Consider the following 16,415-nt stretch of genomic DNA (forward strand, 5'->3'; position numbering starts at 1 on the left):
GTTAAGAGTATGTTAATCATATCAATTATATTTTTAGCAACGAAAATAAGGAATGTATATGATCGTTTTCGTCACAGGTGCGACCTCTGGTTTTGGTGAGGCTATCGCCCGTAAATTTATTAGTCACGGTCATCAGGTTATTGCGACAGGCCGCCGTCAAGAGCGTCTGGAAGAATTAAAGGATGAACTTGGTGATAAACTGCATATCGTGAAGCTAGACGTGCGAAACCGTGCGGCGATTCAACAAGTTATTGATGACTTACCGGCTGAATTGAAGAATATCGACCTGCTGGTTAACAACGCAGGTTTAGCGTTAGGACTGGAACCAGCGCATAAAGCCAATGCTGACGACTGGGATACAATGATTGATACCAATACCAAGGGTTTGGTGAATATGACTCGCGCTCTACTGCCAGCCATGGTTGAACGCAATGTCGGTCATGTTATCAATATTGGTTCTACAGCGGCGAACTGGCCGTATGCAGGTGGGAATGTCTACGGCGCGACGAAAGCATTTGTTAAGCAGTTTAGCTTGGGTCTGCGTGCTGACCTGCAAGGTACTCGCGTTCGCGTCACGGATATTGAACCTGGCATGGTGGGTGGCACTGAGTTTTCATCAGTGCGCTTTAAAGGTGATGGCGATAAAGTTAACAAAACCTATGATGGTGCGAACCCTCTGACGCCTGAGGATATCGCAGAAGCGGTATATTGGGTTGCCACCCTGCCTGCTCGTGTGAATATTAACTCAATCGAAATGATGCCGGTGAGCCAATCCTTTGCAGGGTTAAGCATCCATCGCGAAAGTTAAAATCAAGCTATCAATTTATCAAGCTCTCAATTTTAATATCAAACATTATTGTGGTTGGGGTGTTCTGCGCCCCGCCCTTAATTTACTCGCCAACCGGCGACAATAATCAGCATTCCCGCCAGTGCAACACCCGCACCAACCCAATCAAACATCGAAAGCTTTACACCATCGACGACGCGTAACCAAATTAATGCTGTCGCAACATATACGCCACCATAAGCGGCATAGACTCGCCCGCTGGCGGTAGGATGCAGTGTCAATAACCAAACAAACAGCGCCAAACTGACCGCTGCTGGTAGTAAGAGCCAAATTGTTCCCCCTTTGCGCAGCCATAAATAAGGCAAGAAACAACCGATAATTTCTGCTAACGCAGTGACAAAAAACAGTAGCGATGTCTTTAACATTCCCTAGCCTCGGTATACCGTAATTAACATATTGCTATTAAAACAAATATTCTCAATTAACATTCGGTTACTTTACTCATTTTGTAGCCGAGTTGTCGTTGACTAGTTTATCGCCCTCAAGCAATGATATAATTTTTGTTCGCGGATAGCGTGCCAGTTAATTACATGATGATTTAACATCATTGACTCAGAAAGGATTTAAGACGATGAAAATAAATATCTTGCCACGCTTTATACGCGCTTTTTTACCGGTCGCAATGCTAGCATTACCACTGGCTTGGCAGATGCCCGCATTGGCACAATCGGCAAACTGTACCCAGGGCAGCACTTGTGTTTCTGTTGGTGGGAATAATGATCCCATGTCCAAAGAACAAGCGCGCCAAAGCCAGCAGCAATGGGATGATACCCATCGCCTACGTAATAAGGTGAACAATCGTGTCGAAAAGAATTTTGATAAATTCGATCGTGCTGAAGATGCGAAAGATAGCTGTGACCGTAGTGAGAACTTAAACGCTTATTGGGAACCGAATACTGAACGTTGCCTAGACCGTTCATCCGGTCGCCAGATTAATCCGTAAATAGAGGCTATGGCTCAGATTTACTTGAGGTTATAGGTATCTGAACTATCCTTAAGAGAAGTTTAGGAATCAATACGTTAGATAGGCTATTCATCCACATAAGGACTTTATGATGAAAAAAACAATTATTATCAGCACATTATTATTCTCTCTGGCACCGTTAGCGGCGTTGGCTTCTTGTGAAAGTGTAAAAGCCGATATTACGCAGAAAATTATCAGTAATGGTGTGCCTGAATCAGGATTTAAGCTGGATATCGTCCCTAACGATCAAGCGGAACAAGCTGGCGGCCAAGTCGTTGGGCATTGCGAAAATGATACCCAGAAGATTGTTTATACGCGTATTAATAGCGGCAACTAATCTCTCGCTGTATTCCGTCAGGGCGTGCCTTTAGGTGCGCCCTTTTGTTTTGATGAAGATTCACTGGCCATTTATTCATTGGCAAGTAACAATCTACTGTATCGAAAAATAAGAGTTTTTTTCAATATGTCAGCCTGTGACTTTCAATCTTGTAATGGCGTTACATGAAACGACCAGCACATCTCTATTACTACCGCATCATGCTGCGCCGCCTGCTAATTTCGATCATGTTAGGCATAATGGCTGCCTTGATTGTTTGGCTATTTCATCAGTCCATGTATGGGCTCGAATGGTTACTCTTTTCTCGAACTGATGGAAGTTTGGTTGCCGCTGCATCCTCAATTACGGGTTGGCGACGTGTACTGACTCCCGCGCTGGGCGGTTTGGCGGCAGGTTCTTTACTTTGGGCTTATCAACGTTATCAACAACAAAAGCCCAGTGCTCCAACTGATTATATGGAAGCCATTGAAACGGGGGATGGCCGGTTAGATGTTTCAGCCAGTTTGGTCAAATCCCTTGCCTCATTGCTGGTTGTTTCGAGCGGCAGTGCGATTGGTAGAGAAGGTGCGATGGTGCTTTTGGCTGCACTATTTGCTTCTGTATTTGCACAACGCTATGCAAAACCGAGTGAATGGAAACTTTGGGTAGCCTGTGGCGCTGCAGCCGGCATGGCAAGTGCATATCATGCTCCACTGGCGGGGAGTTTATTTATTGCAGAAATTCTCTTTGGCACTTTGATGCTGGCCTCTCTTGGACCTGTTGTTATCGCCGCAGTGAGTGCTTTGCTCACCACGAATTTATTGCACGGTGGTCAGGAAACACTTTATCTCGTGGATCCTCTCCCTTCTCCTTGGCCAATCCACTATTTCCTCATGGCGTTAATGGGATTGTTAGCCGGTTTTTTTGGACCGCTATTCCTCAAAGCGATGAGTGCAAGCGGGCATGCTTTTCGCTCACTGAATCTTTTGCCCCCATTACAACTTGCGTTAGGGGGGCTCATTGTAGGATTACTTTCGCTGATTTTCCCAGAGGTTTGGGGGAATGGCTATAGTGTGGTGCAGTCGTTACTCACAACGCCGCCAGGTATTTTATTGATGGGCGGAATACTGATATGTAAGCTATTGGCCCTATTATCGAGCAGTGGGTCCGGTGCACCGGGTGGTGTATTTACCCCGACGCTTTTTGTGGGTGCTGCATTTGGTATGGTATGCGGACAAGTATTTGCTTGGTGGCCAGCACTCGGTGACAACATCGCCTTATTGATGGCACTGACCGGGATGGCAACTTTACTCGCAGCAACGACTCATGCCCCGATAATGGCAGCATTAATGGTGTGCGAAATGACCGGTGAATATACTCTTCTCCCCGGCCTGCTTGTTTCTTGTGTGATTTCAACAACGATAGCTCGCTGGTTGCGGCCAGCATCAGTTTACCATTCGCGTTAAAATAATACTGTCAGTGAAAATTGTTCTTAATGATGATTATTCAGTTAATTACCCTTCTTAATCGCCTTTAACCACATGATCATCATTAACAACGCAACCATTATTAGCAATACGAACATTAATTAATAACACAACAAGAGAAATGTATTATTGGTTGATAACGGATAAATCTAAATATTTTGCTAATGGTTTTTCTTCTGGATGCGGTAAATAAGGGAATTGCCCTAACTGAGGCGCAGGTAACCGCTCGCGTAACATCGCTATTGTTTCAGCATAGTGTGCTAAACCAGGATTAATACGATTCGCAACCCAACCTAATAAAGGTAATCCATCATTAAGAATAGATTGTGCCGTTAATAACGCATGGTTGATACAACCTGTTTTAATACCAACGACTAAAATGACAGGTAACTGCTCTTGTATTACCCAATCAGAATAGAAACGTTGATCATTCATCATGACTTTCCAACCACCACAACCTTCAACGACAACAGTATCGGCTTTAACGGATAAATGCTGCAGCCCTTGTGTCATCTCCCCGTAGTTAATCAGCGTATCTGAACAAGCATGAATAACATCGGCTTGCAGTGGAAATGGATTAACCTCTTGATAATCTAGATTAACCGATGACGATGCTTGTAAAATCAGGGCATCCTGATTGCGTAAGCCATCGGGTGTTTCTTTGCTCTCGGTTGCGACAGGTTTGTAGCCAGCCGTCGTTCTGCCATTTTGGCTTAAGGCCTGAAGCAAGGCCCGTGACACTACGGTTTTACCGACAGCAGTGTCGGTTCCCGTCACAAATACTCGCGTTAACATAACAATACTCCAAAATCTGTCCACGCCGACTTAAGTTTTTTCGCTTAACATGCACGAAATTGGCAACATGAATAAAAGTCTAGGCGATGCAGACTGTGGACAGCTTGCGTTAGCGCAATGTTTTAACGAACTGAGTGGGTTTTTTAACGAATAATTCAGATATACCCACTAATAATTAACTCTTATTTATTAGTGGCAATATGCTAGCCCTGCAGTAATTTCACCAATAATGAGCCGTTATATAACGCCTCTTTTACTAATGCTGCACCCGGCATTGTGCCTTGATTAAAGAATAGAGTCGGTTCAACAACTATATTATCACTGTATGCCGGCAGCGCTTGTTGGCGAATACAAGCAGCAATAGCGGGATGCAAAATAGATGCGGCTTTATTTAGCGGGGAGCCTACTAGGATTTTTTCGGGATTAAATAAATTAACCATAATGGCAACTATTCGTCCAACGCTATGACCAACCCCCAAAATAATATCTTTCGCCAGTTGGTCACCGGCTAAGGCGGCATCGCATAAAGATTCCACGCTTAATGGCGTACTGTGTAATAACGAACTCATTGAGCCGCTTAAACGTTGCTGGGCAATTTCCAGCATATTCTCAATACTGGCAACCGTTTCAAGGCAACCGTGATTGCCGCAATAACAGCGTTTGCCGTAGGGATCTACTTGGGTATGGCCAATCTCAACCACGCTACGGCTGCCGGCATGTAATACTCTGCCCGCAGTGATAACACCGGCCCCTACGTTGTGATCGATCACAACTTGAATGACATTTTGGCTACCACGTGATGCACCATAAAGTGCTTCAGCCATAGTCCAAGCACAAATATCGTGTTGTAGATAAACAGGAAGCCCCGTTCTTTGCTCTAATGCAGGACCAAGCAGCATTTCATTGACATCATAAAATGGCATTTTATGTACGATACCTGCGGGTGCATCAATGATGCCGGGCATGGTGATCGCTATTGCGGTTAGCCTTTCCAGTTTTTCCTGATGCCGAATGAAGAATTGATCGACTTCGTTGAGAATACGCTGAAGCAATGGCTCAGAGTGGCTATCAGGTAATGGAATTTGATCTTCGACCACCAATTTACTACTGAGGTCACGTAAGGCGAGAGTAATAGAACCACGGCTGATACGCCCTGAAACATAATGCCAAGCTTCAGTATCAAGAACTAAGCCTATCGCTGGGCGACCGCGACTGCCAACATCCTGATATTCAGTTTCTTTAACCAGATGCGCTTCAACCAATTCCCTCACAATTTTCGTGATACTGGCAGGGGCCAACTGTGCCCTTTTAGACAGTTCAATACGGGATATTGGGCCGAACAAATCAATCAGCCGGTAAACGGCCCCTGCATTGGTCTGCTTGATTTGATCAATATGCCCAGGCTGTCCATCCGTTATCACTAAACTGGCTCCTTCTCTGCCAACCAAGTATTTTTCGCGCTTCTAAATAAAGATTATCGGCTATGTTGGGGCTTTTAGCATAAGGCGTCAACTATTTGATTAGTTATGTGATTTACTGCACATAATCATCGATTTATGATAGCGGAAATGGTCGTTATTTATACGGTGGAGATGTTCATCTCTTAGGGTCCACAGCCAATACTGTCACTTAATATCCGCCACCATCAGGCGAATCAATGCTTCTGCTGGGGCCGTTACGGGACGGTGCTTATGGTTAACCAACCAGACTTCGGTTGTTGCGCTAGCTTCGGCCAAGGGTAAATATTTCACCCCATCTACTTTTACGCGAGTAAATGAGGCGGGCAATATGGAAACACCTAAACCAGAGGAGACTAAACCCACAATAGTCATTGCTTCCCCGACTTCCTGAGTTATATAGGGTGTAATGCCCGCACGGGCTAGCAGCGTAAGAATTTCATCGTACAGCGCTGTTCCGACTTCGCGAGAAAAGAAAACAAAAGGCTGCTCGGCTAATGAACTGAATTTAACGCTGCCTGCGGGAAATGCAGCTAACGGATGGTCTTCATTAACCACTGCGACTAGGGGTTCCCGTAATAGCAATCGATATTGTAAAGCATCTGGCAGCCGCGTATTTCTCATCACACCAATATCTAATCGCCCATCCAGTAACGGCTCAATTTGCTGTTTTGTGTTGACCTCTTGCATTTTAATATGGACTTGCGGGTGTAATTGACGAAATGCCCGCAAGTTTTTAGAGACAGTGCTAATAAATGGCGCAGAGGACGTAAAACCAATAGTTAACTCACCTGATTCTCCTCGATGCAAGCGTGCGGCTTTTTCCGAGGCAGAATTAACCTGCGCCAAAATTTGGTAGGATTCTTTTAAAAACAATGCGCCAGCTTGCGTCAGACTGACATTACGATTGTTACGTGCAAACAATCGTGCACCAATTTGCTCTTCAAGAATTTGAATTTGTTGGCTCAATGGTGGTTGTGAAATACGTAGTCGTTCAGCCGCTCGGCCAAAGTGCAGTTCTTCTGCAACAGCAATAAAATAACGTAAATGTCTGAGTTCAATAGTCATTGATGTGAATTGATACGTTAAGCGTCTTATTCGGAATAATTAATATATTAGACAAAAAACTCAGCAATTTCTATGATCTTGTCATTGAGCCGCTCAACGGCTATACCAAGTTTTGGTGAAAAGAGTTTTTTGATTGTATTAACGAAAAGGAAATACCGTGACCACCTCTTTGCGCACTACGACTAGCGTAGAGCCCGCGCCCGCAGCTAATGATGACGCCTCTTCACTATCACCAACACCCGATGTTCCTCGTTTGTCTAAACGCCCCTATATTCAACGAGGCACACCACAGTTTATCCGCGTAACCTTGGCTTTCTTTTCAGCAGGCTTGGCGACATTTGCCCTACTCTATTGTGTGCAACCGATCCTGCCGTTACTGTCGCAAGACTTCAATATCTCGCCCGCTGGAAGCAGCTTATCGCTTTCCGCTGCGACGGGAATGCTTGCCTTTGGGTTGATGTTTACCGGCCCTCTCTCAGATGCGGTTGGGCGTAAATCAGTGATGGTCGTTGCGCTGATGCTCGCCGCGATCTGTACAATTATTTGCTCATTGATGACCAGTTGGCATGGCATCTTACTCATGCGGGCATTAATTGGTTTAGCCCTCAGTGGTGTTGCAGCAGTAGCCATGACCTACCTTAGTGAGGAGATACACCCAAGCTTTGTTGCATTGTCTATGGGGTTATACATTAGCGGTAACTCTATTGGAGGAATGAGTGGTCGTTTAGTGACTGGGGTACTCAGTGATTTCTTCTCGTGGCGTATTGCACTAGCGGTGATCGGCTTATTTGCATTAGCGGCCGCTTGTATGTTTTGGCGTATTCTTCCCGCATCAAAACACTTCCGTCCAACCTCATTACGGCCAAGAACACTGGCTATTAATTTCAAACTGCACTGGCGTGATCCTGGTTTACCTTTGCTCTTTGCTGAGGGATTTCTCATTATGGGGAGCTTTGTGACCCTATTTAATTACATAGGGTATCGCTTGTTGGCTCAGCCTTATTATCTCAGTCAGGCAGTCGTCGGCTTATTGTCGATAGTTTATCTGACAGGGTCTTATAGTTCGCCAAAAGCGGGTTCCCTGACTGGCCGTTATGGTCGAGGGCCGATATTATTGGCATCCATTGGAATGATGTTGGTTGGCGTTCTTATTACCTGTTTCCCGCCAGTCATTAGTATCTTTATCGGCATGATGATATTTACGGCAGGTTTTTTTGCCGCTCATTCTGTTGCCAGCAGTTGGATTGGTCGCCGAGCCCGTCGCGCAAAAGCGCAGGCATCCTCACTTTACCTTTTTTGCTATTATGCGGGATCGAGTGTGGCAGGAACATTGGGCGGGATTTTCTGGCTCAATTTAGGTTGGACAGGCGTTGTCGCTTTTATCACGGCACTTCTGCTAGTCGCACTTTTTGTTGGTCAGCGTTTACGCAAACTACCAGAAACGGCGAAAATTTAATTTTACTGACAAGGACTGTTGAAATTTAAATTAAGTATATAATGTACATAGCGACTTTTTTACGGTAAATATTAACTTAATTTATTAATAATTGCAGGAGAGCATATGACAAGTCATTTTCTAACGCTGTGGGATATTCTGGCGACTACATTTTCGATTTTCTTTTTTATTGCTTATTTGCTGATTCTGTTTCAGGTGATTTCGGATCTGTTCAGAGACCACGAGTTGAGTGGGTTTTATAAAGCGATTTGGATTATCTTTTTGCTATTCATCCCGCTACTTACCTCTCTTCTCTATCTGGTTACTCGCGGTAAAGGCATGGCACAACGTTATCGTGCATCAGTACAAAAGAATGTTTCAGATACCAATGAATATATTCGTCAGGTAGCCGGTAAATCTCCCGCCGAACAGATCGCAGACGCTAAAAAATTATGGGATGACGGTGTGATTACTGAAAGTGAGTACATGCAGCTTAAAGCAAAAGCATTAGCTTAAGCGTTGATTCATCCGAAAGGCTAGATGTCGTTTTTTGTCATCTAGCCTTTTTCATTTCGTTTTCTTTAATCAGTCTGATTTAAATAAAGCCCCTAGTGTTGTGGTCAAATGTTTTACCGATTTGTCAACTCTACCCTGTCGAACCCTCTTCTTCGTTTCATATTTAATTTAATTAAAGGCGATGCAATGTTTTCATAGATCGCTTTTCTATGAAAATCAAATACTGTATGTTGTAACTAAAATTACCTTTACTAGAAAACAAAATGAACAAATATGATTTGATTGATCGGCTCAATAAGAGGTTTAACTCGTTAGAGGTTGAGCTGCAACATCTCCACCAGCAACTTATTGATTTACCGCTGCTTGCGGCTCGGGTTTTCACTCTTCCTGAAATAGAAAAAGGAACAGAGCATCAACCTATTGATCAAATTACAGTAGCTGCAACCGTGGGTAATCAAGCCAGAGAATTAGGACTGCAACATTTTCAGCGGCTGTTTATTCATCATCAAGGCCAAAATGCCAGTAGCAAAGCGGCTCTGCGTTTGCCTGGTGTGCTCTGCTTTTCAGTAACAACGCATCAATTAAATGATTGTCAGAATACTATTCGCGAAATTAACCAGTTAAAAACTGAATTGGAACGCATCATCACCATTGAGTCAGGACTACCTAGTGAACAGCGTTTTGAGTTTGTCCATACCCACCTGCACGGATTGATCACTTTGAATACCTATCGCACAATAACGCCACTACTGAATCCCAGCTCAGTACGTTTTGGATGGGCAAACAAACATATAATCAAAAATGTCACCCGTGAAGAGATTTTGGCTCAGTTAGATAAAAGTCTGAATTCAGGGCGAGCAGTCCCGCCGTTTACACGTGAGCAATGGGTAGAATCTATTAGTCGAGAAATAACGGACATTAAGCGTTTACCCGAGAAAACAAAACTAAAAATAAAGCGCCCAGTTAAAGTGCAACCCATTGCGCGAGTTTGGTATCAAGAACAACAAAAACAGGTGCAACACCCCTGCCCTATGCCATTGATTGCATTTTGCGAGGTTCAATCTGAGGCTGATTTACCTAAATTAGGTGAACTTACAGATTACGATGTTCGCCATATCAAACATAAATATAAGCCAGATGCTAAACCGATGAAGTTACTGATCCCGAGGTTACATTTATATATTGAGGCAGATAAATCTTAAGAAGCTAAAAACAAATGAGCCGACCTTGCTCATCCAAGTCAATAATATTGCCGCTGGTGTTATTAAAATTATACAGCGTGCGATTTTATTCCGAAAATTTTTAACCAGCGGAAAAATGCCGGAAGCTCATCCGGCATTAAAACATCATACGACGAAAAATCACTTCATACTTCCGACCATCTCTTCCGGTCGGACCCACTCATCAAATTGCTCACTGGTTAGATAGCCTAACTTGAGGGCAGCCGCTTTTAGCGTTAGCCCTTCTTTATGCGCCTTCTTAGCAATTTCAGCCGCTTTGTCATAGCCAATATGGGTATTCAGCGCCGTGACTAGCATCAATGACTCATTTAGCAACTGAGTAATACGATCGCGATTCGGTTCAATCCCAACAGCGCAGTGTTCATTAAATCCACGCATACCATCCGCTAATAAGCGGATTGATTGTAGGAAGTTATGAATAACCAGCGGACGGAATACATTCAGCTCAAAATTACCAGATGCCCCGCCTATATTCACCGCGACATCATTACCCATCACTTGAGCGCATAGCATGGTCATCGCTTCACATTGAGTCGGATTCACTTTACCCGGCATGATGGAACTACCAGGCTCATTCTCAGGAATAGAGATTTCACCAATACCACAGCGAGGACCGGAAGATAACCAACGCACATCATTGGCAATTTTCATCAATGAGGCGGCGAGACCTTTCAACGCGCCATGGCCATGAACCAATGCATCACAAGTCGCTAAAGATTCAAATTTATTCGGGGCGGTAATAAAGGGTTGATGAGTCAGTGCGGCAATTTCGTTGGCAACGCGCACAGCATATTCAGGATGTGTATTCAGCCCCGTTCCGACGGCGGTTCCCCCAAGCGCCAATTCGCAGAGGTGAGGAATAGCGGACTCAATGTGCAACCGGCTATGAGATAGCATCGCCACCCAGCCTGATATCTCCTGCCCCAATGTTAATGGCGTGGCATCTTGTAAATGTGTCCGGCCAATTTTCACAATATCGCGAAACGCTTCTGCTTTTTCCGCTAACGTCTCCTGCAATATCTTCAATTCCGGCAGCAGATCTTCTTTTAATGCAATCACCGCAGCAACATGCATTGCTGTTGGGAATACATCATTCGAGCTTTGACTTTTATTAACGTCGTCATTGGGATGAACTAAGCGACCATTCCCTCGTTCACCGCCGAGCAATTCGCTGGCTCGATTCGCAAGTACCTCATTCATATTCATATTAGTTTGAGTACCAGAACCGGTTTGCCAGATTGATAACGGAAATTCACTTGAATGGCAGTCATCCAACACTTCATCGGCCGCGCGCATAATGGCGTCTGCGCGCTCGGCTGACAACAGCCCAAGTTCCTGATTAACCTTCGCTGCCGCGCGTTTAGTCAGTGCCAAAGCGTGAATCAACGCTGTCGGCATTTTCTCTTGTGAGATCCTAAAATGTTCCAATGAACGTTGAGTTTGCGCTCCCCATAGCTGGCTTGCGGGTACATCTATAGGCCCCATTGAGTCTTTTTCACTGCGAGTCGCTGCCATCTTTATCTCCTTAACATTTGGATCTGAAAAGTTGAAGTCTGCTATACCGCTCTCCAGCAGCACGAACTCTATCATGGCATATTTATCGACACCTTGATGCGATTGATTCGTATTTCTATCGTTTATAATGTCAACCTGCGAACCGAATAGCATTACTACTTGCAACCCCTTGACCCCCATTGTTTACTAAGGGACTATTTTTATCGGGCTCGGGCTTTCACCAGATGGCCATATCTCATCGCTGACTGGCGTCTTACCCTCTTTTGGCCCTCAACAAACGGCAGACCATCGACATGCAAAAAATGAAAAATGCAGTACAAAACTATGCTTGGGGTAGTACTACCGCACTGACCGAGCTTTATGGTATTGCAAATCCGCAAGCCAAACCGATGGCAGAGTTGTGGATGGGCGCTCACCCTAAGAGTAGTTCTGAAGTTGCGGATGCAAACGGTCAATGGCATTCATTGCGTGAAGTCATCGAGCAAGACCCTGAAGCCAATCTTGGGCACGACGTTTTCACTCGTTTTGGCGAATTGCCTTTCCTATTTAAAGTACTTTGCGCAGCTCAGCCGCTATCAATTCAGGTTCATCCTAGCAAAGCTGCCGCCGAAATTGGCTTCGCTAAAGAGAATAAAGCAGGGATCCCACTAGATGCTGCGGAGCGAAATTATAAAGATGCAAACCATAAGCCTGAATTGGTCTATGCCCTGACCCCATTCCAGGCCATGAATGGCTTTCGCACATTAAATGATATTCAAGTGCTACTTCAGCCGCTGGCGGCTGCTCATCCGGATATCGCCGTATTTTTGCGCGAACCGAATACTGAACATTTAGCCACGCTTTTTGCCAGTTTGCTCAGTATGGCTGGCGAACCTAAAACACGTGCATTGGCCATCCTTAAATCGGCACTTAATAACCAACTGGGTGAACCCTGGGATACTATTCGCAGCATTTCTCGCTTCTACCCTGATGACAGCGGCTTGTTCTCCCCTTTGCTATTAAACGTCGTCACGTTACAACCAGGTGAAGCCATGTTCCTCTATGCCGAGACTCCTCACGCTTATCTAAACGGAGTGGCGTTGGAAGTGATGGCCAACTCCGATAATGTATTGCGGGCTGGTTTAACGCCAAAATTTATTGATATTCCTGAGTTAATGGCTAACTTACAATTTATTCCTAAGCCCGCGGACACTTTACTCACCAGCCCACAACAGCAAGGTAATGAGTTGGTCTTCCCTATCCCCGTTGAAGATTTTGCCTTTTCGTTGCATACACTAACTTCTCCCCCCCAGACATTAGCGCAAAATAGCGCTGCGATAGTATTCTGCGTTCAAGGCGAAGCTGTATTACAAAAACAGCAACAGAAAGTCACCCTGCAACCGGGGGAGTCCTGCTTTATACCGGCCAACGAATCGCCGGTAACTGTACAAGGAACAGGCTCTATTGCCCGTGTTTACAACGCAGAATGAACAAAGGTACTCATTTTGTTGTCAATGACTGGCCTTTTGCCGTTGTGATAGTTAGATTTCGTTTCTCGCAATAAAGAGTAATTGCATCAATAATATTTGTTTGTGAACAGTTTGGCCTATATTGATTTGAGGATTTTTTAAGAATTCTCTTTGGTGATATTTAACGAGTAACTCAGTACCGTGATCAACACAGTGTATTTGGTATATTAGATAAAGGATGAACAGAACAATGAAAAAATCGTTAGTGGCTGTCAGCGTCATAGTCGTTCTTGGCGCAGCATGGACTGGGGCCTCATGGTATACAGGTAAACTGATTGAACAACGTATGGGCGAGTTGGTTAATAACGCGAATGACCAGATCCGCACACTGTTGCCAAAAGCCGGTGTGAAACTCGCATATACAGATTACCAGCGCGGCTTGTTTACGAGCCAAGTTCGTTATGTCCTGCAAGCAGATAGCAGTGTTGCTGGTGAAAAAGCGTTAAAAGATGGCGATGAAGTCGCTTTCATCGAAACTATCGACCACGGCCCTTTCCCATTAGCACAATTAAAGAAATTCAACCTAATCCCAAGCATGGCATCGGTACATACCGAACTTGCCAATACTCCAGCGTTGAAAAAACTGTTTGAGGTCACCAAAGGACAGTCGCCGTTTACAGCAGACTCTCGCATTTCTTACAGCGGTGATACTTCTTCTGCCATTACCTTTATTCCAATCGACTATAAGCAAAATACCACCAGTGTGAAATTCTCTGGTGCCAAGATTGATGCTGATGTTTCCCGTGATCTCCGTAATGTGAAGATGAGCGGTGACAGCGAAAATATTGTTTTCGCAACTAAAAATCAGTGGGATCAAATCGAGCAATTCACTCTTCAAGGTTTGGTACTGAAAAGCGATAGCCAGATGGGTAAATTTGACCTGAGTATTGGCGATCAACAGCTTGGCATTAAGCAGATGAGCTTCAGTCTAGATGGTAAAGAGACTGCAACATTGGTTGGCTTCAACCTGAATACCCAATTAGGCGAAACCGATAAAGACTTGAACGGTAAGCTGACTTACACATTGGATGCGTTGAAAATTCAGGGCAGTGATTTTGGCTCTGGCAAATTAGCGTTTGCCTTTGATCGTTTGGATGGTCAAAGCCTCAAGCAGTTTACCGCCGCTTATAATCAACAAGCGCTGAAAGCCGTTCAGGCTGGCGAAAATCTAGATGCGGAAGCATATCAGCAAGAAATGACAGAAATGTTAATTGCTAAGCTCCCTGCACTACTGAAAGGCAGCCCAACGTTTAGCATTGCGCCATTGAGTTGGAAAAATTCGAAAGGGGAAAGTACCTTTACGCTGAATGTTGATCTCACTGATCCATCAACAGCGAAAACCAACGGCGAACCTCTGCTAACACAAGCAGTGAAAAAAGTCGATGCAACGCTGACCATTCCAATGCCGATGGCAACGGAATTGACCACGCAGGCAGCTCAGTTGCAGGGCTACAGCCCAGAAGAAGCACAAAAATTGGCACAACAACAGGTTCAAGGCATTGCTGCCATGGGCCAAATGTTTAAGCTGACCACAACTAAAGATAATGTTATTAGCAGTAGCATCCACTTTGCTGATGACAAAGTCGATTTGAATGGTCAGAAAATGTCAGTACAAGAGTTTGTTGGCTTATTTGGTATGTTCGGCGGAGCACCTGCTGAAGAAAATACTGGCGACGAACCAGCAGATGTACCTGCTATTGGTGCTGCGCCTGAGTCAGTCACACCAGCACAATAAGCAGTATCAGTACCGTGATAAAACGGAGCCGAATGGCTCCGTTTTTTTATCAGATATATTGCTGGCTAAATTTAGCTCATTAGTTTAATAAATAATAGTGTGATGTATTCGATCTATTCCCTGCAACACCATCACTTTGTTGATAAAAATAAACACCTGAGTTTTCATTGTCACATATTAACGTCAAAGTATATTTTGCCAATTTTTCACCAAACATTTCCTCTGAGCTAATGATGCCGATGTTATCTGCGATTCGCTTATATTGATATTGACCAGAATAGTCATTCCCGTTATTAAGTACTTTGTAATTGTATTTTTTATCACCACGGTATTGCATTTTGTAAACATTACCAGCCATCGGGTTTGTCGGGCTGTAACTGGCTGATATTGCCATAATAAAATCTTTTCCCTCGATGTTTTCTGGCACGTTGCAAGTTGCACCTGCCGTTCCTATCGAGCACAGAGTAATAACAAATAATAATTTCTTCATATATTATTCCTATAAGTATCAATATAACTAATTAATAATAATCTGCGTAAATTATTAATCCAATTAAATATAGTTTAATTGTATCTTAATTAGAATAGCCACATATCAATCGATAGTGAAAATTAAATATCATTAGTTATTATGAAAAGTTAACTCATTAAGATAATTATTCTGTCGAGGTAGGAAATGATAATACCGATTCTTAACAGTCTCATATTATGATATTTGATACCTGTAAAAAGCAGAGTAAAAGCAGGTATTCTGGCCCCAGTAGTTGAGCGTGAGCGAATCCGTGGCGCGGACCCATAACGGGCAAACTTCTGCGCCACGCACTATAGACTGAAAAAAATTAACTTCTGCTACCCAGATCGCTGTCTCCGGGTAGCCCGTTAATCATTCTTGTGAGTTCTTCACAGCGGATAATTTTGTCAGATGACAAAGTAAAGCAGGCAAAAATCTCAAACTCGCTCTTCTCACCCTGATTTTTTTCCACATTCACATAGTGATGAGTGAACACCGTATCATTTTCAGCCACGACACTTTTAATAAAAATGCTCATCCGTTTTGTATGCGATTTGATGGCCTTCATATGTGCGATAAACCCATGGTAGTCCAGTTGCTTACCATCCACGCTCTGTTGATAATCAGGAGTAAAAAATGCTGCAATTTTACTCTCGTCATGCAATGGATCCGTAATGAGCGTCTGTAGTGCCGCAATGACTGTCTGCTTAATGTTTTGCATTTTGATTCTCCATTCTGAGTAATGACAGAAAGTCTACTTCAGGACCTGACTGGTATATTATCGACATCAGGACAACATATACGGTTAATCGGCCATGCAGATAAAAACATCTCGGATTGAATATGACGGTATGCATTCAACGGAGTGGCATAAGCACAGATCAGGCCAGTTATTCTGGCTTAGCCAGGGACTTATGATAATTGAGACGGAATTGATTCAATGGATTGTCACCCCAGGGTCGGTGGGGTGGTTTCCGGCGAATCTGTACCACAAAGCTCGGAGTGCGGGGGCCGTAAGCG

Annotated in this window: 16 protein-coding genes; 9 read left to right on the top strand and 7 right to left on the bottom strand. The window is 44.1% G+C overall.

The genetic code is table 11. From position 1 onward, the window contains the following. Window positions 1–58: 58 nt before the first annotated feature. Entirely contained in the window at window positions 59–808 is a 750-nt protein-coding gene (gene ydfG / locus BN68_RS04760) for a bifunctional NADP-dependent 3-hydroxy acid dehydrogenase/3-hydroxypropionate dehydrogenase YdfG (RefSeq protein WP_019210015.1), read from the top strand. A gap of 77 nt (window positions 809–885) precedes the next feature. Here ydfG and BN68_RS04765 read toward each other — a convergent pair whose 3' ends face one another. Further along, window positions 886–1,212, bottom strand: a complete 327-nt coding sequence (locus tag BN68_RS04765) for a YnfA family protein (protein ID WP_019210016.1) — start codon at window positions 1,210–1,212, stop codon at window positions 886–888. 206 nt (window positions 1,213–1,418) lie between these two features. On the opposite strand from BN68_RS04765, the gene BN68_RS04770 reads away from it, so the two are divergent. From BN68_RS04770 to clcB, 3 genes are all read left to right on the top strand, one after another. Continuing rightward, a complete protein-coding gene (locus BN68_RS04770; protein ID WP_019210017.1) occupies window positions 1,419–1,790 on the top strand; it encodes a DUF1283 family protein in 372 nt (123 codons plus the stop codon). A gap of 112 nt (window positions 1,791–1,902) precedes the next feature. Continuing rightward, on the top strand, window positions 1,903–2,148 hold the full coding sequence (locus tag BN68_RS04775) for a DUF1161 domain-containing protein (RefSeq protein ID WP_019210018.1): 246 nt from the start codon (window positions 1,903–1,905) through the stop codon (window positions 2,146–2,148). A gap of 164 nt (window positions 2,149–2,312) precedes the next feature. Then, on the top strand, window positions 2,313–3,593 hold the full coding sequence (gene clcB / locus BN68_RS04780) for a voltage-gated ClC-type chloride channel ClcB (RefSeq protein ID WP_019210019.1): 1,281 nt from the start codon (window positions 2,313–2,315) through the stop codon (window positions 3,591–3,593). Between the two features lie 147 nt (window positions 3,594–3,740). Here clcB and bioD read toward each other — a convergent pair whose 3' ends face one another. From bioD to BN68_RS04795, 3 genes are all read right to left on the bottom strand, one after another. Then, window positions 3,741–4,409, bottom strand: a complete 669-nt coding sequence (bioD, locus tag BN68_RS04785) for a dethiobiotin synthase (RefSeq protein ID WP_019210020.1) — start codon at window positions 4,407–4,409, stop codon at window positions 3,741–3,743. A 203-nt stretch (window positions 4,410–4,612) separates the two neighbouring features. Beyond that, window positions 4,613–5,830 carry a sugar metabolism global transcriptional regulator Mlc gene (gene mlc / locus BN68_RS04790; protein WP_019210021.1) on the bottom strand — a complete coding sequence of 406 codons (1,218 nt, stop codon included), beginning with the start codon at window positions 5,828–5,830 and terminating at the stop codon, window positions 4,613–4,615. A gap of 204 nt (window positions 5,831–6,034) precedes the next feature. Next, window positions 6,035–6,934, bottom strand: a complete 900-nt coding sequence (locus BN68_RS04795; RefSeq protein WP_019210022.1) for a LysR family transcriptional regulator — start codon at window positions 6,932–6,934, stop codon at window positions 6,035–6,037. A 157-nt stretch (window positions 6,935–7,091) separates the two neighbouring features. On the opposite strand from BN68_RS04795, the gene BN68_RS04800 reads away from it, so the two are divergent. The 3 genes from BN68_RS04800 (at window position 7,092) to tus (ending at window position 10,087) form a co-directional block, all read left to right on the top strand. Further along, window positions 7,092–8,390, top strand: a complete 1,299-nt coding sequence (locus BN68_RS04800; protein ID WP_019210023.1) for an MFS transporter — start codon at window positions 7,092–7,094, stop codon at window positions 8,388–8,390. Between the two features lie 105 nt (window positions 8,391–8,495). Continuing rightward, window positions 8,496–8,885, top strand: a complete 390-nt coding sequence (locus BN68_RS04805; RefSeq protein ID WP_019210024.1) for an SHOCT domain-containing protein — start codon at window positions 8,496–8,498, stop codon at window positions 8,883–8,885. Between the two features lie 263 nt (window positions 8,886–9,148). Then, window positions 9,149–10,087 (top strand): DNA replication terminus site-binding protein, encoded by a 939-nt coding sequence (gene tus, locus BN68_RS04810; RefSeq protein WP_019210025.1) that lies wholly within the window; start codon window positions 9,149–9,151, stop codon window positions 10,085–10,087. A 159-nt stretch (window positions 10,088–10,246) separates the two neighbouring features. On the opposite strand, the gene fumC is transcribed toward tus, so the two are convergent. Next, window positions 10,247–11,641, bottom strand: a complete 1,395-nt coding sequence (gene fumC, locus BN68_RS04815; RefSeq protein ID WP_019210026.1) for a class II fumarate hydratase — start codon at window positions 11,639–11,641, stop codon at window positions 10,247–10,249. 293 nt (window positions 11,642–11,934) lie between these two features. Between fumC and manA the strand changes: the two genes are divergently transcribed. Further along, on the top strand, window positions 11,935–13,110 hold the full coding sequence (gene manA / locus BN68_RS04820; protein WP_019210027.1) for a mannose-6-phosphate isomerase: 1,176 nt from the start codon (window positions 11,935–11,937) through the stop codon (window positions 13,108–13,110). A gap of 229 nt (window positions 13,111–13,339) precedes the next feature. Continuing rightward, entirely contained in the window at window positions 13,340–14,884 is a 1,545-nt protein-coding gene (locus BN68_RS04830; protein ID WP_019210028.1) for a YdgA family protein, read from the top strand. Between the two features lie 79 nt (window positions 14,885–14,963). Here BN68_RS04830 and BN68_RS04835 read toward each other — a convergent pair whose 3' ends face one another. Then, window positions 14,964–15,374, bottom strand: coding sequence for a hypothetical protein (locus BN68_RS04835; protein ID WP_019210029.1), 411 nt, complete (start codon window positions 15,372–15,374; stop codon window positions 14,964–14,966). 349 nt (window positions 15,375–15,723) lie between these two features. Next, entirely contained in the window at window positions 15,724–16,116 is a 393-nt protein-coding gene (locus BN68_RS04840) for a nuclear transport factor 2 family protein (RefSeq protein ID WP_019210030.1), read from the bottom strand. Window positions 16,117–16,415: the final 299 nt, after the last annotated feature.

This window comes from Yersinia massiliensis CCUG 53443 (assembly GCF_000312485.1).
In the GTDB taxonomy this organism is placed as follows: Bacteria; Pseudomonadota; Gammaproteobacteria; order Enterobacterales; family Enterobacteriaceae; genus Yersinia; species Yersinia massiliensis.